This is a genomic window from Demequina sp. NBRC 110057, assembly GCF_002090175.1.
Lineage (GTDB): Bacteria > Actinomycetota > Actinomycetes > Actinomycetales > Demequinaceae > Demequina.
The window spans coordinates 52,244-73,293 of sequence record NZ_BBRN01000003.1 but is presented as its reverse complement, the minus strand read 5'-3'; the positions used below and the strand labels follow the sequence as shown (position 1 = coordinate 73,293).

At 68.9% G+C, this 21,050-nt stretch carries 16 protein-coding genes; 9 read left to right on the top strand and 7 right to left on the bottom strand.

Annotated elements, in window-relative coordinates; translation table 11 throughout:
- Nucleotides 1-9: 9 nt before the first annotated feature.
- From B7K26_RS00335 to pheT, 8 genes are all read left to right on the top strand, one after another.
- Entirely contained in the window at nt 10-849 is an 840-nt protein-coding gene (locus B7K26_RS00335) for an RNA methyltransferase (protein WP_084076711.1), read from the top strand.
- Nucleotides 850-1,004: 155 nt separating this feature from the next.
- Nucleotides 1,005-2,543, top strand: a complete 1,539-nt coding sequence (locus B7K26_RS00330) for a sensor domain-containing diguanylate cyclase (protein WP_159449558.1) — start codon at nt 1,005-1,007, stop codon at nt 2,541-2,543.
- A 57-nt stretch (nt 2,544-2,600) separates the two neighbouring features.
- Nucleotides 2,601-4,211: a sensor domain-containing diguanylate cyclase gene (locus tag B7K26_RS00325; RefSeq protein ID WP_084076709.1), complete on the top strand. Its 1,611-nt coding sequence runs from the start codon at nt 2,601-2,603 to the stop codon at nt 4,209-4,211.
- 55 nt (nt 4,212-4,266) lie between these two features.
- Nucleotides 4,267-5,862, top strand: a complete 1,596-nt coding sequence (locus B7K26_RS00320; protein ID WP_084076708.1) for a diguanylate cyclase — start codon at nt 4,267-4,269, stop codon at nt 5,860-5,862.
- A gap of 91 nt (nt 5,863-5,953) precedes the next feature.
- Nucleotides 5,954-7,522 (top strand): diguanylate cyclase, encoded by a 1,569-nt coding sequence (locus B7K26_RS00315; RefSeq protein WP_084076707.1) that lies wholly within the window; start codon nt 5,954-5,956, stop codon nt 7,520-7,522.
- 68 nt (nt 7,523-7,590) lie between these two features.
- Complete coding sequence (locus B7K26_RS00310; RefSeq protein ID WP_084076706.1) at nt 7,591-8,049, top strand: hypothetical protein; 459 nt, start codon at nt 7,591-7,593, stop codon at nt 8,047-8,049.
- 368 nt (nt 8,050-8,417) lie between these two features.
- A complete protein-coding gene (pheS, locus tag B7K26_RS00305) occupies nt 8,418-9,506 on the top strand; it encodes a phenylalanine--tRNA ligase subunit alpha (RefSeq protein WP_084076705.1) in 1,089 nt (362 codons plus the stop codon).
- 2 nt (nt 9,507-9,508) lie between these two features.
- Nucleotides 9,509-12,112 carry a phenylalanine--tRNA ligase subunit beta gene (pheT, locus tag B7K26_RS00300; RefSeq protein WP_084076704.1) on the top strand — a complete coding sequence of 868 codons (2,604 nt, stop codon included), beginning with the start codon at nt 9,509-9,511 and terminating at the stop codon, nt 12,110-12,112.
- A 390-nt stretch (nt 12,113-12,502) separates the two neighbouring features.
- Here pheT and B7K26_RS13210 read toward each other — a convergent pair whose 3' ends face one another.
- Together B7K26_RS13210 and B7K26_RS00295 are read right to left on the bottom strand one after the other, a co-directional pair.
- On the bottom strand, nt 12,503-13,141 hold the full coding sequence (locus tag B7K26_RS13210) for an MAE_28990/MAE_18760 family HEPN-like nuclease (RefSeq protein ID WP_159449557.1): 639 nt from the start codon (nt 13,139-13,141) through the stop codon (nt 12,503-12,505).
- Between the two features lie 14 nt (nt 13,142-13,155).
- On the bottom strand, nt 13,156-14,262 hold the full coding sequence (locus tag B7K26_RS00295; RefSeq protein WP_159449556.1) for a DUF262 domain-containing protein: 1,107 nt from the start codon (nt 14,260-14,262) through the stop codon (nt 13,156-13,158).
- A 449-nt stretch (nt 14,263-14,711) separates the two neighbouring features.
- Between B7K26_RS00295 and B7K26_RS00290 the strand changes: the two genes are divergently transcribed.
- Nucleotides 14,712-15,194, top strand: coding sequence for an FBP domain-containing protein (locus B7K26_RS00290; RefSeq protein WP_084076702.1), 483 nt, complete (start codon nt 14,712-14,714; stop codon nt 15,192-15,194).
- An 83-nt stretch (nt 15,195-15,277) separates the two neighbouring features.
- Here B7K26_RS00290 and ptsP read toward each other — a convergent pair whose 3' ends face one another.
- Genes ptsP through B7K26_RS00265 form a run of 5 tightly spaced genes read right to left on the bottom strand, consistent with a single transcriptional unit; the run spans nt 15,278 to nt 21,035 of the window.
- Nucleotides 15,278-16,957 carry a phosphoenolpyruvate--protein phosphotransferase gene (gene ptsP, locus B7K26_RS00285; RefSeq protein WP_084076701.1) on the bottom strand — a complete coding sequence of 560 codons (1,680 nt, stop codon included), beginning with the start codon at nt 16,955-16,957 and terminating at the stop codon, nt 15,278-15,280.
- 1 nt (nt 16,958) lies between these two features.
- Complete coding sequence (locus B7K26_RS00280; RefSeq protein WP_084076700.1) at nt 16,959-17,231, bottom strand: HPr family phosphocarrier protein; 273 nt, start codon at nt 17,229-17,231, stop codon at nt 16,959-16,961.
- 31 nt (nt 17,232-17,262) lie between these two features.
- Nucleotides 17,263-19,308 (bottom strand): fructose-specific PTS transporter subunit EIIC, encoded by a 2,046-nt coding sequence (locus B7K26_RS00275; protein WP_084076699.1) that lies wholly within the window; start codon nt 19,306-19,308, stop codon nt 17,263-17,265.
- A gap of 18 nt (nt 19,309-19,326) precedes the next feature.
- Nucleotides 19,327-20,277, bottom strand: a complete 951-nt coding sequence (pfkB, locus tag B7K26_RS00270; RefSeq protein ID WP_084076698.1) for a 1-phosphofructokinase — start codon at nt 20,275-20,277, stop codon at nt 19,327-19,329.
- A complete protein-coding gene (locus B7K26_RS00265; protein ID WP_084076697.1) occupies nt 20,274-21,035 on the bottom strand; it encodes a DeoR/GlpR family DNA-binding transcription regulator in 762 nt (253 codons plus the stop codon). The genes pfkB and B7K26_RS00265 overlap by 4 nt, the downstream gene beginning before the upstream one ends.
- Nucleotides 21,036-21,050 lie beyond the last annotated feature (15 nt).

Sequence of the window (21,050 nt, the reverse complement as noted above, 5' to 3'; positions counted from 1 at the left end):
CGCATCAGCATGACAGGACGCCCCGCCGGGCCCGACGACCTCACGCTCACCCTCGATAACCCGAGGGCCGAGCGGATCAAGAAGGTCGCCGCCCTGGCGGGGCGTTCTGCGCGTTCCCGGGCCGGCGTGCTGCTGGTCGAGGGACCGCAGGCGGTGCGCGAGGCAGTGCGCCACGCCGCCGCGCGGGTGCGCGACGTGTACCTCACCGAGGACGCTCACGCCCGCCACCCCGAGATCGCGACCGAGGCGCTTGCCGCCGGCCGCTTTGTGCACCTGGGCTCGCCGCAGGTGCTGGACGCCATGAGCGCCGACGCGCAGGGAGTCGTCGCCGTCGTCGACGACGCGGGCTACGCGCTCGACGACGTGCTCGCCGCGGGGCCGCGCCTGGTCGCGGTGCTCAGCAACGTGCGCGACCCCGGCAACGCGGGCACCGTCATTCGTGCGGCCGATGCCGCCGGTGCCGACGCCATCGTCCTCGCCGGGCAGTCGGTGGACCCGGGCAACCCCAAGGTGATTCGCTCGACCGCCGGGTCGATCTTCCACCTGCCGATCGTGCGCTCGTTGCCGCTCGAGGACGCCGCCGTGGCGCTGTCCTCCGCCGGCCTGCGCCTGCTGGCGGCCGACGGCTCTGGCGACGCCGAGCTGGGCTCGGGAGCGGCCGATGCCGAGGCCCTCGCCGCCCCCACCGCCTGGGTGTTCGGCAACGAGGCCTGGGGCTTCGAGCCCGAGGAGCTCGCGCTCGCCGATCAGGTGGTGCGCATCCCGATCTACGGCGCCGCCGAGAGCCTCAACCTCGCGACCGCCGCCGCGGTGTGCCTCTACGCCTCGGCCGCCGCTCAGCGCGCATAGCGCTCGCACGCTGAGCCAGGCCGCGCTTGGCGCCAAAGGTGTGACGAACCTCACCCTGTGATCGGTCACAGGTCCTAGGAGGACCGCGCCTACCGTGGGTCATGGTGCTCCATCGCCTCGCTGACAGGGGCCCGAGCCTGCCCAGGCTCACCGTCATGTTCTGGGCCGTGATCGCCATTCTCGTGGTGCAGATAAGCGTCACCATTGCCGGCACCGTGGTCGCCGACCGTCACATGGACAGCGCCGAGTTGGATGGCCTGGGTAGCGTGGGTGAGCTCACGGCGGCCAAGGTTGAGGGGTTTGCGGACGTGGGCGTTCAAGCCGTCGCGGCCGCGTCGGCGCAGTTTGAACTGAGCGACGGTGAGCCGGTCTTCCCCTACACCGCCGCGGCTCAGGCGTCCTACCTTCAGCTAAGCGCCTCGTCGAGCCTCGAGGCGATGTTTATCGCTTACCCGGACGGCTCGTTCTACGTGCTCCAGCGCACGGGCACGTGGTTCACCTCCCTCTCGCGTCGCGGCGAGAGCGATACCGTGACGGAGACGGTCCGAGGACCACAGTTCGGCATCGTGACGGTCACCACCCGTCCGTTCACGGCAAGCGATGCTCGCGAGCGCGAGTGGTACTCCGTCGCGGCGGCGAGCGACCACCTGGAAATCACAGCGCCGTATGTCGACGCGGCGACGGGAGTGTCGATCGTCTCCGCCGTGAACGCGGTGCGAGGAGACGACGGTGAGATTGCGGCAGTCATTGGTGCGGATCTCTCGGCAGATGAGCTCAGCGCCGTCCTCTCGGACCTCCCGTATGGCGAGGAGACCGAGGCGTTCCTGGTGACGACCGATGGAACGCTCGTCTCCGCTCCGACGGAGCGCTCTGACGAGGTCGCGAGCGTCATCGACGAGACGGGGAGCGTCCCTGAACTCAGTGCTCTTGGTGTTCAGATCCATGACGGGGGCCTTGTCCCCGGTGGCGTTGCGGCGCGTGAAGACAGCGGGCACCTCTCGCTGGCATACCGCCTGTCCGAAGAGTCCGGGCTGCCTTGGGTGATCCAGATCGCGACGACCGATGGGGATGTGTCGGGCGCGGTGGTGGCCCTACGTGGCACGTTGCTGTGGGCGACAGCGGCCACCACTGTGATCGCCGTTGCCATGGTGGTGTTGACCATGCTGGGCAAGGGGTCGTTCTTCCGACTGCATCGTGCCGCGAGCAGCGACCCGCTCACGGGGCTGTCCAACCGGCCAGCACTTCTGCTGCGCGGACGCGACGTCGCGGGGGCACACGCTCGCAATGGTGGACAGGTGATCGTCTGCGTGCTCGACCTCGATAATTTCAAGACCCTGAACGACGTCTGCGGCCACGTCGCGGGCGACGAGGCGCTCGTGGGCGTGAGCGCGGCACTTAGGTCCTGGATCCGGGTAGACGAGGTGGCGGCGAGGGTCGGTGGTGACGAGTTCGTCGTGCTGCTTCACCGGCGTGCTCAGGATGATGCCCGGTGCGTCGCGGCCGAGCTCCGTGACGTGGTGTCGGCGGCCTTGGTCAGGTGCCGGGAGCGTGGGCTTGGGGTGGGAGTCACCGTCGGCGTTGCGGTGCACACGTCAGGGCGTCTTCACGTCGAAGAATTGATTGAGCAGGCCGATGCGGCGCTCGTCGAAGGCAAGCAGGCCTCCAAGGGGAGCGTCTATCTTGCGGGGGAGTGAGCAGGCTCACATCCTCGTTCGCGAAAGGTCCTAGGTGGCCGCTGATGGGATGGAGGCATGCTCTCTATCCTGCGGCCGGGGCGCGGCCCGCGGCCGCGTGGATACGGCATCGGTCTCGCCCTTATCCTTGTGGTGCTCGCGGCGCAGATCGTGGGCGCCCTCGGTGGCGCGTGGATCGCCGGTCGGCACATGGAGAACGCGCAGATCGACACCGTGACGTACGTGGGGAGGCTCACGGCGTCGGACGTGGCTAGCGCTGCCAACCCCGCGCGTGAGGCGATCGAGACCACGGTGTCGCGCCTAGAACTCAATCCCGTCGATGACGAAGACGACGCCGAGCGCGTGGCGTTCACCGCGATGGTGGCACTCTCCGATCACCCGGAGGTGACTCGCGTGCTGTTCGGTTGGAGCGGCGGCGCGTACCTCATGCTCGAGCGCACGGACTCGGGCTACGAGCAGACGTACGCGTTCTCCGAGAGTGACGCCGCGCGCATCGCGGTATACGACGAGGCCTTCGACGTTGTCGAGGTTCGCACCACCGCATACGAGAACCAGCGGGAGCAGCTCTGGTACACGATCCCCGTGGGAGCCGACGGCACCACGTGGATGGAGCCGGTGGTGGACACGGACACCGGCAGTACTCGCGTGACCCTGTCGCGAGACATCACCGATGACGATGGCGAGAAACTCGCGGTCGTTGCCGCCGACGTGGACACTGCCGTGTTCACCGATGCCCTCGACGACCTGCCGTTCGGCGATGGCGCTGCGGCCTATGTGCTGTCGGCACAGGACGCGGTGGTCGGTTTCCCCACGGCTCGCGCGGACGAGGTTGCCGACTACATCGCGGCGACGGGCGACGTGCCGACGGCGGGCGATCTTGGCATCGGCCTGCTCACGGATGACCTCGCACAGGGAGAGACTGCCTGGGTCGACGATGGGGAGACGGTCACAGCTCAAGGGGCGTTCGCGAAGGCGCACGATCTCCCGTGGCAGATCGTGATCGTGAGCCCGTGGTCCGCGCTGTCGGACGGCCTGGACGCGCTCAAGGGAACGATCTGGTGGATCGCGGCGTCGACCATAGCCGTCACCGGCCTTGCGCTCCTCATCGCGTGGCGAGTGCGTCACCCGCTCGCAGGCCTGCGGACCGCGGCCACTACGGATCCCCTCACCGGCCTTCTGAACCGCGCCGAACTTCAGCGACAGGGCCGGCGACTCCTCAAGCAAGCTCACGGGCGTGGTGGCACGGTGGTCGTGGGCGTCATCGACCTCGACCACTTCAAGACCCTGAACGACCGCTACGGACACCCCGCTGGGGACGCAGCGCTCACCGCCGTCGGCGCGAGACTTCGTGATCAGGTGCGCGGCACGGACATTGTGGCGCGCGTGGGTGGCGACGAGTTCGTGGTGGTGATGGTGCTTCCCGACGGGGTCGACGGCGGCGGCATCGCCTGGCGCCTGCGCGACGACCTCGAAGCGGCGGTCCACTCCCGTGTCGAGGGCGGCTCCTGCATCGGCGTCACCATGGGAATTGCCGTGACCGACGCGGTGAGTGAGCCGCTGGGTGCTCTGGTGGCGCGGGCAGACGCGGCCCTCGTCGAGGGCAAGCAAACCGCCAAGGGGCGCGTCTACCTGGCGGGTGCCACCGCATCGGCTGCCGCCGAGGTGTGACGAAGACCACCCCGATTCCGTCCGTCGGCGCGCGAGCGCCGCATATCTTAGGTGCATGTTCTCCCGGAAGCTGCCCACGCGCTCGCGCGGGTACTTCATCGCGATCGGGGTCGTGGTCGGCATCGTGCTGCTGCAGGCGGGAGCGACTATCGCGGGAGTGGTGCTCGCCTCGCGCCAGCTCGACGCCGCGGCGCTCGACACCTACGGCTACGTGGGTGACCTCACCGAGGAGCGCGTGGCGCGCTACGCCGAGTCGGCCAGGGACGTCGTGGTGGGGACCGCTCAGCAGCTGTCGCGCACCGACGAGGTGACCCGCGAGGACCTCACGGCCTCGGTCCAGGAGCGCCTCAAGCGCGAGCCCACGGTGCGCGCCGTGTACATCGGCTGGCCGGACGGCGCCTACCTGGTGCTGAGGCGCGTGGGCACCGGGTTCGCGCAGTACACGGGGGCTGCCGACGGCACCGTCACCGCCGACCTTCTCGACACCACGTTCGAGCCCGTGGCGGACACGGATCCGCTGGAGGACTACGACCCGCGGGTGCGCCCCTGGTACGTGGCCGGAAGCAGCGAGAGCGGCACCGTCTGGACGGATCCGTACCTTGAGTTCGACACCTCCAACACGCTCGAGTCCGTGGCGCAGGCCGCGACGGTTCATGGGCGCGAGACGGCAGTGGTGGGCGCCGACCTCAACCTCGACATGCTGGGCGGCGTGCTCGACGACCTTCCCTACGGCGACGGCGCCGAGGCGTTCATCCTCACGCCCACGGAGCAGGTGATCGCCGCGCCCACGTCCTACGCGGACGAGCTACGCGCGATCGCGGCGGCCGCGGACCGGGTGCCCACGGCATCGGACCTTGGCCTTGAGCACTCGGACCCGCCCACGCGCGCCGACGCCACCGAGTTCACCCGCTCCGGCTCCGTCATCCTGCTGGACCGCACCTTCCCGGGGGAGGAGAAGCTCGACTGGGTCATTCACATCACGGCCGACGAGTCGCAGCTGTCGTCCGGGCTGGGGGACCTTGGCCGCACCCTCGGGTGGGTGACCGGCGCGTCACTGCTCATCGTGATCGGAGCGGTGGTGTTCGCGCTGCGGCTGCGTCACCCGCTGAAGCGCATGCGTGAGCGCGCCACGATGGACCCGCTGACGGGCCTCGCGAACCGTCCCGAGCTGATGCGTCGCGGCGGACGGCTCGTGGCCGGCGCGCGGTCGCGCGGGGACCGCATGATGGTGACGATGCTCGACCTCGACGGGTTCAAGGGCATCAACGACGAGTACGGGCACGATGCCGGCGACCGTGTGCTCATCGGCGTCGCCATGGCGCTGCGCAGCGCCGTGCGCGAGGGCGACGTGGTGGCGCGCCTGGGCGGCGACGAGTTTGTGACGGTGCAGGTACTGAGGCGCAGGGCCGATGCTGTCACGGTCGCCGAGCGTGTGCGCTCCGACGTGGAGCGCGAGCTGCAGACAAGGATCGACGTTGCCGGAAGCGTGGGCCTCACCATGGGAGTCGCGGAGGCGATCGACGGTGAGACCGACCTGCGCGCGCTGCTGACCCGCGCCGACACCGCGCTCATCCGCGGCAAGCAGATGGGCAAGGGCGAGGTCTACGACGGCAACAGCTGCCCGTCCGAGGACGTCCCGGCGCACGACTGAGACGTATCTCACGCGTCCCGGCCCGTGAGGTACGCGTCCTCGGGTCCAAGGTCCCGCGGGGACGGGACGACCGCGCCGGGAGACTCGAGGCATGTCCCCTCGGCGCCCCCGTGCGCGTGCCCGCGCGCACTCCGCACCCAGCCCGCGCACGCTCGCGCGCGTGGCGGTGATCGCCGGCGCGCTCGTGGCGCTTCAGCTGTTTCTGACGCTGGGGGATGCGTGGCTCACCACCCGAGCCGCCAAGCAGGAGCTGCGCGACACGTACGGCTACGTGGGAGACGTGGTCGAGACCCGGGTCACCCACTACGTCGAGGACGGTGCCGACGTGCTGGAGCGGGTCCACGCCCAGGTCGAGGACGGCGACCTCGACGACCTGGCGGAGGACCTTGCCGAGGCCGGCCCCATGCTGATGGACATCCTGCGAGACGAGGAGTCGGTGTCCGGGCTGATGCTCGGCCTGTCCGACGGCAGGGTCGCCGCGGTCAGCCACGTGGACGGCGGGTTCGAGGCCCGATGGACGGCACACGCGGACGAGGAGTCCTTCCTCATGACGGTCGTGACGTTTGACGAGCAGGGCCGTGAGGCCGCCCGACGCGAGGAGACCACCACCACATCGGCCCTCGAGACGGCCTGGTACCAGGCCGGCGCCACTGTGGTGGGGCTGTCGTGGACCGAGCCCTACGACGGCAAGTTCATCGAGGGCACCTACGTCGCCCCCGCCAAGGGAGTGCGCGACGACGGCGAGCTCACGGCGGTGGTGGCTGCCAAGTTCGAGCAGCAGCAGCTCGTGGAGATTATCGAGGACGTGCCGCTGGGCGAGGGAAGCTCGGCGACGGTCGTGACGGAGGACGACGTGGTCGTCGCCTCGTCCGACGAGACGGCCGACTCGGATGCCGCCGCCCAGGGGGATGACGGCATCACGCAGGTGGGGGACACCGTCCTGCTCGAGCGATCCCTTCAGGCCGATGCCGGCGTGGACTGGGTGCTTCGCCTCAGCGCTCCCGTCGAGGCGCTCGCCCCGGCGGCGGCCAACTCCGCTGCCCGCCTCGCGGCGCTCACCGCAGTGTCGCTCGCGCTGTCGGGGCTCGTCGTGGCCATGGCCATCCGGTATTGGCGGCCGGCAAGGGACGCGCTGCGGCGCTCCGCGACCGACCCGCTCACGGGCCTAGCCAACCGCGCGGAACTCACGCGCGCGGCCGACGCCCTGCTCGCCGCCGCGCATCGTGACGGCAGCGAGGTGATGGTCGCCGCGCTGGACCTCGACCGCTTCAAGCGCCTGAACGACACCCACGGCCACGACGCGGGGGACAGGGCCATCGTCGCGGTCGCCGACGCGTTGAGGTCGGCCACCCGCGCCAGGGACGTGACGGCGCGCACCGGCGGTGACGAGTTCGTGGTCGTCATGCGCATCGGCGCCAGGGGAGAGCCGGCGGACGTCGCCGAGCGGCTGCGCGCCATGACCGCGACCGCGCTCGCGGACGGGGTGGCGGAGGCCGCGGACGCCGGCGTCGACGTCACTCTCGGGTACGCCCTGGCGACGCGTGCCGGGCACGACCTCACGGCGCTGCTCGCGGCGGCGGACGAGGCGCTCGTGGACGGCAAGGCGACCCATAAGGGGCGCGCGTACGGCGCGAGCCCGGCCACCGCATCGTCCGTCTGAAGCGGACGGACATCTGAGCGCAACACGGCCGGTGCTAGCCTCACTGCGACATCAACGAAGGCAGGACCATGGCTGGCAATCTCATCCCCCTGGACGTGCCCGGCGCCGCCGGCACCGTGGAGCTCAAGGGCGCGCAGGGAATCTTCTACTCGATCCTGGTCGACGGCGTCGCGCTGTCGCGCCGTGGCGGGGGATGGACAGTGCCGCTGAGGAACGGGAAGACGGCGCGCATCACGGCGCGCGGGATGATCCCCGGCTTCCAGACCCTGTACCTGGGCGAGCAGGAGCTGTACCGGTTCGGCGCGCACGCGTCGCGGTTCGAGAAGATCGCGATGTTCGCGCCGCTGCTCTTGGTGTTGTCGGCCTCGATGCTGGGCTTCGTACTTGCCATCCTGCTGTTCTTCTCGTCTGTGCTCGTGGTCAAGAACTCCGAGATCCCCGACAAGTTGAGGATCGCGCTGCCGCTGATCAACACGTGCGCGGGCGCGATGATCCTCGTGGGCCTGGCAGGCATCGCAGGCTCCTAACCTTCTTCCGTCACATGGATCCCTTTGGTGCGTCTAAGGGCCTTGATGAGGGGGAATCCACCGCGGGGAGCGTTAGAGTGGTCCGCATGAGCACGAGCGAGCAGCCCCAGGCCGTCATGGCCCGCGCCGCCGTGCCGCGGGAGTCGGCCGCTCCGGTGAGCGCCGCACCTTCGCTGTTTATCTAGGCCCGGGGAGAACCCCCGGGCCTTGCCGCGGTTGATTTCCCCTCGTTAGCGGCCTTAGGCAAGCCAAATGGATCCATTTGACGTGGCTAAGGGGCAGTGGTGAGACGCAATCGACCGCACGGAGCGATGCGCTCGCCCGCCGATAGACTTCCCCCAGACCCCCGAACACTCAGGAAAGCAGCCATGACTGAGATCTCCCCCCTCGACGGTGCCGCCGTCGACGCGGCCGTCACGGAGGCCCTCGCGGCCATCGCCGCCGCCACCGACCTCGACGAGCTGAAGGAGGCGCGCCTCGCCCACACCGGCGACAAGGCGGCCCTGACGCTCGCCAACCGCCAGATCGGCGGCCTCGAGCCCGCCGACAAGGCCACCGCCGGCAAGAACATGGGCAAGGCCCGTGGCCGCGTGAACCAGGCCATCGCCGGCCGCCAGGAGGAGTTGGAGGCGGAGCGCGACGCCCGCGTCCTCGTCGAGGAGACCGTCGACGTCACCCTCCCCGTGAGCCGCGAGCTGAAGGGCGCCCGCCACCCCTTGGAGACCATGCAGGAGCTCATGTGCGACACGTTCGTCGCGATGGGCTGGGAGGTCGCCGAGGGCCCGGAGATGGAGGCGGAGTGGTTCAACTTCGACGCCCTCAACTTCGACCCCGACCACCCCGCGCGCGAGATGCAGGACACGTTCTTCATCGACCCGCCCGAGGCCGGCATCGTGCTGCGCACCCACACCTCGCCGGTGCAGGTGCGTGCCGCGCTCGAACGCCGCGACGCCCTCCAGAACGAGGGCCGCGGCATCTACGTGGTGTGCCCGGGCAAGACGTTCCGCACCGACGAGCTCGACGCGACGCACACCCCGGTGTTCCACCAGATCGAGGGCCTCGCCGTCGACAAGGGCCTCACGATGGCGCACCTCAAGGGCACCCTTGACGCCTTCGCGCGCAGCCTCTTCGGGCCCGATGCCGTGACGCGCCTGCGCCCGTCCTTCTTCCCCTTCACGGAGCCCAGCGCGGAGATGGACCTACGCTGCTTCGTGTGCGGCGGCGCGGACAACGACTGCCGCACTTGCTCGGGCACCGGCTGGATCGAGTGGGGCGGCTGCGGCATGACGCACCCCAACGTGCTGCGCTCGGCAGGCATCAATCCCGACGAGTACACCGCCTTCGCGTTCGGCATGGGCGTCGAGCGCACCCTGATGTTCCGTCACGGAGTCAAGGACATGCGTGACATGGTCGAGGGCGATATTCGCTTCTCCCAGCAGTTCGGAATGGAGATCTAGACGTGCCGAAGATTCCGCTCAAGTGGCTTGAGGAGTCCGTCGACCTCGTCCCCGGCTCGACCCCCGAGGACGTCGCCGCGGCGCTCGTCAAGGTGGGCCTCGAGGAGGAGGGCATCGAGGGCGGCGGCATCACCGGTCCGCTCGTCATCGGCCGCGTGCTGTCGCAGGTCAAGGAGGTCGCCTCCAACGGCAAGACCGTCAACTACTGCCGCGTGGACGTGGGTGAGCACAACGACCCCGCCGGCCCCGGCCACAAGCCCGACAACAAGGAGGAGTACCCCTCCTCCAAGGGCATCGTGTGTGGCGCGCACAACTTCCACGAGGGCGACTTCGTGGTGTGCATCCTTCCCGGCGGCGTGCTGCCCGGCCCGTTCCCCATCGGCGGGCGCAAGACCTACGGCCACTGGTCGGACGGCATGATTTGTTCGGCCAAGGAGCTGGGCCTGGGCGAGGACCACGACGGCATCATCGTGCTCGCGTCGCCTTCGGGCGCCTCCGAGGTGACCTTCCCCGGCCTCGTGGCCGAGGAGGACCTGGTGCCCGGCGCATCGGCCATCGGCCTGCTGGGCCTCGACGAGTCGACCATCGAGATCAACGTCACCCCCGACCGCGGTTACTCGTTCTCCGTGCGCGGTGTGGCGCGTGAGTACAGCCACTCGACCGGGCAGGTTTTCAGGGATCCGGCCGATGTCGCGGTCACCGGCAGCGCCGGCGACGGCTTCGGTGTGGTCGTCGAGGACGGCACGCCCGTGCGCGGCCGGGTGGGCTGCGACCGCTTCGTCGCGCGTCGCCTCACCGGCTTCTCGGCCGATGCCGCCTCGCCTTCGTGGATGAAGCGTCGCCTCGAGCAGGCGGGCATGCGCCCGATCTCGCTCGCCGTCGACGTCACCAACTACGTGATGCTCGAGCTGGGCCAGCCCCTGCACGCCTACGACCTCGCTCAGGTGAGCGAGCCGATCGTGGTGAGAAGGGCATCGGCCGGCGAGAAGCTGACCACCCTCGACGACGTGACGCGAGAGCTGCACGCCGAGGACCTGGTCATCGCGGACTCGGCCGGCGGCCATGGTGCGCGTGCCATCGGGCTGGCCGGTGTCATGGGCGGCGCGGAGACCGAGGTCTCCGACGCGACCACGGACATCCTGCTGGAGGCGGCGCACTTCGACGCCGTCACGATCGCCCGCACGGCGCGGCGTCACCGCCTGGGCTCGGAGGCGTCGCGACGCTTCGAGCGCGGCGTGGACACGCGCCTGCAGGTCGCGGCGGTCGAGCGCGCGCTGAGCCTGATGCAGGAGTTCGGCGGCGGCAAGATCGAGGACGTCTACACGGACCTCGACGAGACGGTCGCGCCCGAGCAGATCGCGATGGACGTGGCGTATCCCTCTACCATCGTGGGCGTCGAGTACCCGGCCGACGAGGTCGTGGACGCGCTCGAGAAGGTCGGCTGCGTGGTCGACCGCGACTATGAGTCGCTGCTCGTGACGCCGCCCACGTGGCGCCCCGACCTTGACTCGGCGATCACGCTCGTCGAGGAGGTCGCGCGCCTGCGTGGCTACGACAACCTGCCGTCCGTGCTGCCCGTCGCGCCTCCCGGGCGTGGGCTGACGCACGGGCAGAAGGTCCGCCGCGCGGTGGCGCGCACGCTCGCCGAGTCGGGCCTCACCGAGGTGCTGACGTACCCGTTCATCTCCGAGTCGCGCCTTGACGACCTGGGCATCCCCGACGAGGACCCGCGCCGCGACTGGGTGGCGCTCGCCAACCCGCTCTCGGCCGAGCTGCCGCTCATGCGCACCACCATGCTCGCCACGCTGGTCGACGCGGTGCGCGTCAACCTGGGCCGCGGCGCGCAGGATGTTGCCGTGTACGAGCTGGGCCGGGCGTACCAGGCCAAGCACATCGGCACGCTGCCGACGGTGGACTCGACCGATGGCGGCATCGCGCCGTCCGAGGTCGAGGCGCTCAACGAGGCCCTGCCGGGTCAGCCGCGCCGCGTGGCCGGCATCATGGCGGGCAACCGCGTGCCCGCGGGCTGGAATGGACACGCGACGGCGTGGGGCTGGGCCGACGCCCTCGCCGCCGTCGAGCGTGTGGCCTCCGCTGCCGGGGTAGCCGTGTCCGTCACGCAGGGGGCGCGCATGCCGTGGCACCCCGGGCGCGGCGCGACCTATTGGCTGGACAACGGCGAGTTCGTCGGCCACGCCGGCGAGTTGCACCCCAAGGTGTGCGAGACGCTGGGCCTTCCGCCGCGTTCCGTGGCGTTCGAGGTGGTCTTGGACCCGCTGATCCGCGAGTCCGACGGCGTCATCGCCGCGGCGACTCCCGTGTCGCAGCAGGTGCTCGCGAAGGAGGACTTCGCGTTCGTCGTTTCTACCGAGGTGGCCGCGGGCGACCTGGTGAACGTCGTGAAGCACGCCGGGGGAGACCTGGTGGAGGACGCGACCGTATTCGACGTGTTCACGGGTGAGCAGGTGGGTGAGGGCCGCAAGTCGGTGGCCATCAACGTGCGCCTGCGCGCGGCGGATCACACCTTGTCGGCTGACGAGGTGCTTGGTGTGCGCGAGGCGATCATTGCTGCTGCGTCGGAGAAGTTCGAGGCCGTGCTGCGGTAGCGGTTTCACGCAAGATGAGAGGGTGATGGGTGAGTGATCGCCCATCACCCTCTCGTTCATCGTGACTTGTTGTTGGCGGTTAGGTGGTGAGCCTGCGGGGACCGCGGAGCCTCCCCAGATGGATGTGCCCGCGAGATAGTCCAATGGTGTCCGCAGTAGCCCTTAGCCAGACCATGCGGACCGTGACCTGAGTTCCATGCTTACGGTGTCAGTCGTACCAAGCGAAGACAGTGAAAGCCTCGCGACTTGTGCAAAATTCCGTGAACTCGGCGCGATAAGAGATCCTAATCAAAACGGCTCCCAAGCTGCCTCGCCAAGGCGCTTGCAATACGTAGATAAAACTCGTGATCGGCCGATGGCCCCTTCTCTTCTAATCGAATATCACTGGCGCTAGATCTTGTATAGTTCGTACACAGCGGCTTCTTGAATCTGCGTATTTAGTTCGTCGCACAGCATAAGGGTGTCGTGTGTAACCTGAATCGCCTCGTGAATTTGAATTGGCTGCCACTCGCCATGTGCGATCCTGTGTCGTCTACCGCATAGAACTTCGTCAATGAAATTTTGTCGTGTCGCATAAACAGATTTATACGCGAGGCCCAGACACGATAGGACACTACTAAGGCCAGAAGTGTCGAGGTTACCGAACCGCAACAGGCGACTCGAGTCGACGGAGAAAATATCCGTAGATCGCGCATCAAAATGACTGATTAGGCCTATCATCTCGGAAACGTCTCGTCGTTCGCGATCAATCCCATGAACCCGACCTCGCAGTGCCAGGGCCTGTAGTCCGGGCTTTAGGCTGCCGACCGGTAACTGACGTGAACAGATGAACTCAAGGTACCGGCCAAGTGCAAACTTCGTGAACCCTTCCCAATGCGCGTACGTCATCACCTGGCAACTGCGAGCCAAAAGGTCTTGCCGTGCGCCCGACGCCTGTGTAGTTAGTTGCCTCAGGTCCGAGATCTCACGCTTCCGCGACGCAAGGTCTCCGTCGAGCTCGTCAACGAGAAACTCTAGTTGCGTGGCCATGCTTCGCGCGTCCCTTATTTCTCGAAGAGTTGGCGCCCCATCGGGATACTTTTTCCCATCCGCGTTTCGGCTCGTACGCCTGTAGCGAAACCTTTTCCGTAGTCTTCTTTGGTCCAGAATTCCTTTGCGAGTTCGAGGGCATCGATATCGTCGAGGGAATCGTAATCGTTTGCATGGTATCCGAGGCCCATGCCGATGACTTCGAAGGACGTATTGATAAAGGCGCCCATGAACGATCCCTTATCGGCGTTCCACTTCTTGAATGCGCGGTCACCTGCAGTGGAATTGAGGTGTGCGAACGTCTTGGCAAAGGCCGTACTTTCGGCGTCGCGGTCAAATTCAGTATCGTTGGCAAGCCGAATCGCCTCAGATGTAAGGTAATCGCCCAAGTTGCCGATCCTGCGAATCGCGTTGGCTTCCATGCGTCGGAAGACAATGAACCTGAGTGCAAGTTCGAGATGGTATTGCTCCCGAATAAGACGTTCACTCAGTGCGACTGTTGCGAGAAAGTCTTTGTTGCTAGCGAGGTCGAGCATCCAGTAGTAGAAATCACGGTTCGTTCCGATGAGAATACAGCTTCGGACCTCTTGTGGCGTCAATTGGGAGCCATACGAGTTGAGGCGCTGGAACAGATCAAACTTGCTCTCAGGACTCGATTGACGCTGAACTATCTTCAAGTCGATCTTGGCGCGCTTGAAGTCAAGGCGTTGCGCCTGAGTAAGCGAATTTTCCGGCGACTTGCTTTCCCATTGTTTACCTTCAAGCGAAGGTAGAAGCCGTGTTCCTTCGAGCCGAATGGGAGGCATTGGCTCGCCCTCATCGTCGGTCAACAGACCTTGAAACTGGAGTATCGTCGAGAGCCTCTGAACGCCGTCGACCACATCCCACGCACCGTCGGCGGATTGTGCTACGAAGATCGACGGTAGGGGTATGCCCAGCAGGATGCTCTCGATGAGACGAGTCTTTTGAGTATCTTGCCAGCGGAATACTCTTTGGAACTCGGGGTGGACGTCGAGTTCGCCGTCTCGGTAGAGATTCGAAAGCTCACCGAGTGACATTGAGTACGAATCGGTGAAAATCTCCCGACGGCCCGCTTCGATCTCATCTTCGAGGTTTAACACAAATCTCTCCATCTTATCTTTTGAGTGCAAGCTCCGAGCGGTGCGCGGTGACGACCACACTATATCTCGGCCGCCGAGAGTTACTGCATTGAAGTTCTAAACAGGTTTTGACGCTGGGCTCTGGCGACCCTGGGCTCTCTCGTCGCCTAATCGCGTGCCAATGAGGTTGCTTCGCTGATGTGATGGCGGCTCGGGTTGCGTGAACACAACGGCATGGGGCGGTATCGATTTCGCGCCAGCCTGCTTAGCGCGCACGAGTTCGATGACAACGTTTCGAGAGCCGTAGACTTGAGGGGTGAGCTTCCAGGAGGTGGTCGGCGCGCGTTGCGCCGGCATCAGGTAATCCCGCCCCGGGCTGCGCCACCAGGCGCGGCCCACAGCGTCGACCCTGAAAACCCCGCCCGCGTGTGCGCCCCGAGCGCCGCGGGCATCGCAGAAAGCGACACCTCATGCTTCCCCTGACCGACAAGTCCCTGCGCGCCTCCTTCATCAACGCCTCCCGCAAGGAGGTCTCCGACCTCGCGCTGCCCGCCGACTTCGACACCCTCGACTGGGACCGGCTCGACTTCCTCGGCTGGCGCGACCCCAAGCTGGCACGCCGCGCCTACGCGGTCGTCCCCACGCTCGAGGGCGACCTCATCGGCATCCTGTTCCGCCACCCGGGCTCGATGCCCCGCACGCGAGCGCAGTGCTCGTGGTGCAACGACGCGTCACTTCCCAACGACGTGGTCCTGTACAACGCGAAGCGCTCGGGCAAGGCGGGCAAGAACGGCAATACCCTCGGCTCGCTGATCTGCGAGGACTTCCAGTGCTCCGCTAACGCGAGGCGTCCGCCCAAGACCTGGTACGAGGGCTTCGACGTCGAGGAGGCGCGCCAGGTCCAGATCGCCGACATGCAGTTGCGCGCCGCGGCGTTCGCGGCTCAGGTCTAGGCACGCGACAGTCACCATGGCGCCGCCGGCCACGCCATGAGGGGAGGGCGTGACCGGCGGCGCCGGGCCTGGAACGGGCGGGGTTAAAGGATCGCGGACAGATCCGGGTTCGCGGCCGCACGCACCGCATCGCGAGCAGCGACGGCCGACGATGCGGCACGCGCGACCTCGGCCAGGTTCCGGCATTCCGCGATGCTGTGCAGCGACAGCGCGAGCTTGACGGCGGGCACCTTGGACGGTGCCATCGACAGGCTCGCGACGCCGAGGCCCGCCAGCACCAGGGCCAGATAGGGGTCGCCGGCGGATTCGCCGCACACGCCCACCGGCTTGCCGGTCTCGGCGCCGCCGGCACACGCGGCGGCCACCACGTCGAGGACGGCCGGCTGCCAGGGGTCCAGCAGGTCGGATAGCGCGCCCTCCATACGGTCGGCAGCCATCGTGTACTGGGCCAGGTCGTTGGTGCCGAGCGAGCCGAAGTCGACCTCGGCCAGCACGTGGCGCGAGCGCAGCGCCGCCGCGGGAACCTCGATCATCACGCCGGCGGCGGGGAGGCCCGCCGCCCGCACACGCGAGGCGAACCAGGCGGCCTCCTCGGCCGTCGCGACCATGGGCGCCATGACCTTGACGTCGGCGCCGGTGTCGCGCGCCGCTAGCGCCAGCGCCGACAGCTGCGAGTCGATCAGCTCGGGCATCGCCTGGCACAGTCGCAGGCCCCGGCGACCCAGCGCCGGGTTCTCCTCCTCGCCCAGGTTCGCAAACGCGAGCGGCTTGTCGGCGCCCGCGTCGAGCGTGCGGACCACCACGCGGCGGCCATCGAAGGGCGCCAGCACGGCGCGGTAGACATCGGCCTGCTCCTCGACCGACGGCATCGTGGTCGCCGCGAGGTACACAAACTCGGTACGGAACAGCCCCACACCCTCGAGGTCCTGAGCGCCGGCCGCGACGGCATCGTCCACGCCGCCAATATTCGCCAGCAGCGCGACCGGATGGCCGTCCGCCGTGCGGCCCGGCCCGGACACTTCGGCGAGCGCAGCGGCCCGCTTCTCACGTCGCACTCGCTGCGCCTCGATCAGCTCCAGGTCGGGGTCGAGGGTGACCTCGCCCGAGTCGCCGTCGACAGCGACGACGGTGCCGGAAGCAATGGCGGTCGCCCCCTCCACCTGGACCACGGCGGGGATGCCCATCTGTGCGGCGAGGATGGCGGTGTGCGAGGTGCGGCCTCCGGCCTCGGTGACGATCGCGACCACCTTGGTGCGGTCGAGCGCGGCCGTCTCGGCGGGGGCAAGGTCCTCGGCGACGATGACGGACGGCCCCTCCAAGAAAGGCACCCCCGGCATCGGCACCCCGAGCACGGCGGCCACGGCTCGCGAGCCCACGTCCCGTAGGTCCGTGACGCGCTCGGCGAAGTATCCGCCCAGGGCCTCAAACTGCGCGGCGTAGGTCTCGATGGCCGCGGCGATCGCGGTGGCGGGACCCTTGCCGGCGCCGACCTGCTTGCCGGCCTCCTTGGCGAGTTGCTTGTCGCGGGCGATGAGCGCGGTGGCCTTGAGGATGGGCCTGGCGTGCTCGTCGGCCGCGGCGGCGCGCTCGTCGAGGTCGGTGGCGACAGCCGCAAAGGCGCCGAGCACCGCGTCGACGGCGGCTCCCGAGTCGGCGGGGGCGGGCTCGTCGGCCGGGGGCCTCACCGGCGGCGCGACCTGCACCACCGGCCCGGCCACGGTCCCGGCGCTGACGCCCACGCCCGTGCGGATGTCGCCGGACATGTCAGCCCTCCGCGTCGAGGTCGCGCGAGAGCAGTGCCACGAGCGAGTCGAGGGCGGCGTCGGCGCCGTCGCCCTCGGCGGTGAGCACCACCTCCTCGCCGTGCTTGGCGCCGAGCGCCATGACGCCCAGGATGCTCGTCGCGTCGACGGCGTCCTCGCCGGCGCGGCCGATCTCGACGTCGAGGCCCGTCTCCTGGGCTGCCTCGACGAACAGTGAGGCGGGGCGGGCGTGAAGGCCGACGGACGATGCGATGGTGACGGTGCGTTGTGCCATGACAGTTCTCCTTGGGGTGAGGTTGAGGGGGTTAGGCGGTGGCGGTCACGTTCTTGCGGTCGCGGGACTTGAGGACCAGCACGATGGCGGTGGTGAGGGCCACGCCGGCCGCGAGGGCGACGAGGAACCACAGGAAGCCGCCCATGAGGGGTAGGACCCAGATGCCGCCGTGCGGCGCGCGCAGGGTGACGCCGAAGACCATGATCAGGCCGCCGGTGAGGGCCGAGCCGAACACCGAGGACACGATCACGCGGATGGGGTCGGCGGCGGCGAACGGGATGGCGCCCTCGGAGATGAACGATGCTCCGAGCAGCCACGCTGCCTTGCCGTTCTCGCGCTCGGGCTCCGAGAAGAGTTGGGGGCGCAGGGTCGTGGCGAGGGCCATCGCGAGCGGGGCGACCATGCCGGCGGCCATGACGGCGGCCATGATGGTGAGGGCGGGGGCGTCGGTCGCGGTGCCGGCCGCGGCCAGTCCCGCGGTGCCGAAGAAGTAGGCCACCTTGTTGACCGGGCCGCCCAGGTCGAAGCCCATCATCGCGCCAAGGATGAGGCCCAGCACGAACGCCGATCCGCCCTGGAGGCCCGTGAGCCACTCGTTGAGGGCATCGGACAGCGCGGTGATGGGGGCGCCCAGCAGGGTGATGAACAGGCCAAGGGTGATGAGGCTCGACAGCAGCGGGATGACGACGACGGGCATGACCCCGCGCACTCCCTTGTGCACCTTCCACGAGGCGATCCACTTGGCGACGAGGCCGCCGAGGACACCGGTGACGATGCCGCCCAGGAAGCCCGCGCCCATGCTCGCGGCGACCGATCCGCCGACGATGCCGGGCACCAGGCCGGGCCGGTCGGCGATCGCGAAGGCGATGAAGCCGGACAGGATCGGCACCAGGAATCCGAACGACGCGGCGCCGATCACATAGAACAGCGCGGCCCAGGCGGTCAGCGACGTGATGTCGAAGTTCTGCGCGACGTTGTAGGCGTCGTCGGAGGTGAGGTTGTAGTTGACGATCTCGATGGCGCCGTTCTCGCCCAGCGCGATCTGCGCGAGCATGAACGACAGCGCGATGAGGATGCCGCCCGCGGCGACGAACGGGATCATGTAGCTGACTCCGGTCATCAGCCACTGGCGGATCTGGGTGCCGATTCCCGCCTTGCTGTCGACCTTCGATGAGAGTCCGGCCGATGCAGCGGCAGCCGGCGCCGCCGTGCGCGCCTCGGGGTTGGCTCGCCACTCGGCGGCCTTGGCGGCGGCCTGGGCGATGAGGCCGGGGCCGTCGGAGATGGCCTTCTTCACACCGACGTCGACCAGCGGCTTGCCTGCGAAGCGATCGGCGTTGCGGACCTCGACGTCGTGGGCGAAGATCACGGCGTCGGCGGCGGCGATCTGCTCGGGAGTGAGGGGAGTGGCGCCCGCCGAGCCCTGGGTCTCGACGTGGATCGTGTGGCCAGCGTCGGCGGCGGCGCGCTCGAGCGCCTCGGCCGCCATGTAAGTGTGGGCGATGCCGGTGGGGCACGAGGTGACACCCACGAGCGTGAGCCCGGCCGATGCCTCGGCCGGCTTCGCCTCCTCGCTCGCCTCGGGAGCCGGGGCAGCCTCGGGAGTGGGGGCAGCCTGCGGGGGCTGGACCACCTCGCCCACCTCCGCCTGGACGAGCGCGACGACCTCGGCATCGGACGTCGCGGAGCGCAACGCGGCGGTGAATTCCTTCTTCATGAGGGCCTTGGCCAGCTTGGGCAGGACCTGCATGTGGGCCTCGCCGCCGCCCTCGGGGGCCGCGATGAGGAACACGAGGTCGGCGGCGCCGTCCTTGGCCCCCCAGTCGAGCCCCGTCGCGAGGCGGCCGAACCCGAGCGTGGGCTCCGTGATGGCGGCCGAGCGGGCGTGGGGGATGGCGATGCCGCCGGGCAGGCCGGTGGCCATGGTCTCCTCGCGCTTGCGCACGTCGGCGAGGAAGGCGTCGAGGTCGGTGCAGCGTCCGGTGGCGACCAGGCGCTCGGCGAGCACGCGAGTGGCGGCGTGGCGGTCGTCGGCCGTGAGGTCGAGGACAACCTGCGTCTCATCGATGAGGGGCATTGTCGGTCCTTCCGTGGGTCAGCTCTGACCCAGCTCCATGGTGAGGTCGGGGGTGGTGGTGAGGTCGACGTGAACGCCGGCCAGGTGGTCGGGGGAGGGGACACGGCTTCCGGGCAGGCTCACGGCGGCCGAACCCCACGCGACGGCCGCGGTGAGGGCACCGGCCTCGTCGAGCCCGGTCGCCAGGCCGTGGAGCAGTCCTGCGAGCATGCAATCGCCAGCGCCCACGGTCGACAGCGGACGGGCGACGGTGGCGCGAGCGTGAAGGACGGCGGAGGCCGTCACGAGGAGGGCGCCGTACGCTCCGAGGCTCACCGCGACCACGGCGATGCCGCCATCGACCAGGGCGCGGGCTGCATCGTGCACGTCGGCGAGGGTCGGGAGGGGGCGGCCCACGAGCTCGGCGAGTTCCTCGTGGTTGGGCTTGATGAGGTCGGGCGAGGCCGCGACGGCCGCGGCGAGCGCGGGGCCGGACGTGTCGATCGCGACCTTGGTGCCGCGCGCGTGACCGCGCTCCACGAGGGTGGCGTACAGGTCGGAGGGGGCGAACGGCGGGAGGGAACCGCAGCCCACCAGCCAGGCGGCGCCATCGGCGCGCTCCACGGCGGCGTCGACCACGGCCGTCAGTTCCTCGGTGCTGAGGAGGGGGCCGGGCTCGTTGAGCTTGGTGGTGGTGCCGTCCGGCTCCGCGACGGTGATGTTGACGCGCGCGGCGCCCGCGACGGGGACCGAGACCCGCGGCACGCCGGCGGAGTCGAGCAACTCACCAAGCACAGTGCCCTCGGTGCCGCCCGCGGGGAGGACGGCGACGGCCTCGCCGCCCTGAGCGGTGATGGCGCGCGCCACGTTCAGGCCCTTGCCGCCGGCGTCAACGTGCACCTCGGCGGCGCGGTTGACCTCACCGCGGGTCAGGCGCGTGACGGTGATCGCGCGGTCCACGCTGGGGTTGGGGGTCAGGGTGACGATCATGCGCACACCACCTCGGTGCCGGCCTCGCGAAGTTCCTCCGCGATGTCCTCGGCGAGGTCGCCGTCGGTGACGATGAGGTCGACCTGCTCGAGGGAGGCGAAGCGGTGGAGGTGGTCGTCGCCGGCCTTGGAGGAGTCGGTGGCGACGATGACGCGGCGCGCGGCCTTTGCCATCGCCGCCTTGGCGTGTGCCTCAGCCTGGTCGGGGGTGGTGAGGCCGCGCGCGGCGGACAGCCCGTTGGTGCCGAGGACGGCGACGTCGACCACGAGCCCCGCGAGGGCCTGGGTGGTCCAGTCGCCCACGGCCGCCGCGGTGGCGCCGCGCACCGAGCCGCCGAGCATCAGCAGCGTAAGGTTCGGACGACCGGCAAGCGCGGCCGCGGCCGGGATGGAGTTCGTGACCACGGTGAGGGTGGCATCGGCCGGGAGCAGGTCGACGAGGGCCTGCGTGGTGGAGCCCGAGTCGAGCAGGACCGTGCCACCCGCGGGGATCTCGTCGAGCACGCGGGCCGCGATGCGGCGCTTCACGTCGGTGCGCTGGGTGCTGCGGGAGGCGAGCGTGGGCTCGAGCTCGAGGCGCTCGGCGGGGATCGCGCCGCCGTGAACGCGGCGGACGGCGCCCTTGTGCTCGAGCGCGGTGAGGTCGCGGCGAATGGTCTCGGTGGTGACCTCGAGCGCTTCGGCGAGCGAGGCGACCTCCACGCGGCCGTCGGTGCGCGCGATTTCGAGGATGCGCTGCTGTCGCTCCGTGGCATACATCTGGGTGAACTCCCT

What these genes read in the sequence shown, in the direction of transcription:
- B7K26_RS13210 (WP_159449557.1), bottom strand. Translation starts at nt 13,141, where the DNA reads ATGGCCACGCAACTAGAGTTTCTCGTTGACGAGCTCGACGGAGACCTT.
- B7K26_RS00275 (WP_084076699.1), bottom strand. Translation starts at nt 19,308, where the DNA reads ATGCCCCTCATCGATGAGACGCAGGTTGTCCTCGACCTCACGGCCGAC.
- ptsP (WP_084076701.1), bottom strand. Translation starts at nt 16,957, where the DNA reads ATGTCCGGCGACATCCGCACGGGCGTGGGCGTCAGCGCCGGGACCGTG.
- B7K26_RS00320 (WP_084076708.1), top strand. Translation starts at nt 4,267, where the DNA reads ATGTTCTCCCGGAAGCTGCCCACGCGCTCGCGCGGGTACTTCATCGCG.
- B7K26_RS00315 (WP_084076707.1), top strand. Translation starts at nt 5,954, where the DNA reads ATGTCCCCTCGGCGCCCCCGTGCGCGTGCCCGCGCGCACTCCGCACCC.
- B7K26_RS00265 (WP_084076697.1), bottom strand. Translation starts at nt 21,035, where the DNA reads ATGTATGCCACGGAGCGACAGCAGCGCATCCTCGAAATCGCGCGCACC.
- B7K26_RS00310 (WP_084076706.1), top strand. Translation starts at nt 7,591, where the DNA reads ATGGCTGGCAATCTCATCCCCCTGGACGTGCCCGGCGCCGCCGGCACC.
- B7K26_RS00280 (WP_084076700.1), bottom strand. Translation starts at nt 17,231, where the DNA reads ATGGCACAACGCACCGTCACCATCGCATCGTCCGTCGGCCTTCACGCC.
- B7K26_RS00290 (WP_084076702.1), top strand. Translation starts at nt 14,712, where the DNA reads ATGCTTCCCCTGACCGACAAGTCCCTGCGCGCCTCCTTCATCAACGCC.
- B7K26_RS00330 (WP_159449558.1), top strand. Translation starts at nt 1,005, where the DNA reads ATGTTCTGGGCCGTGATCGCCATTCTCGTGGTGCAGATAAGCGTCACC.
- B7K26_RS00335 (WP_084076711.1), top strand. Translation starts at nt 10, where the DNA reads ATGACAGGACGCCCCGCCGGGCCCGACGACCTCACGCTCACCCTCGAT.
- pfkB (WP_084076698.1), bottom strand. Translation starts at nt 20,277, where the DNA reads ATGATCGTCACCCTGACCCCCAACCCCAGCGTGGACCGCGCGATCACC.
- B7K26_RS00325 (WP_084076709.1), top strand. Translation starts at nt 2,601, where the DNA reads ATGCTCTCTATCCTGCGGCCGGGGCGCGGCCCGCGGCCGCGTGGATAC.
- pheS (WP_084076705.1), top strand. Translation starts at nt 8,418, where the DNA reads ATGACTGAGATCTCCCCCCTCGACGGTGCCGCCGTCGACGCGGCCGTC.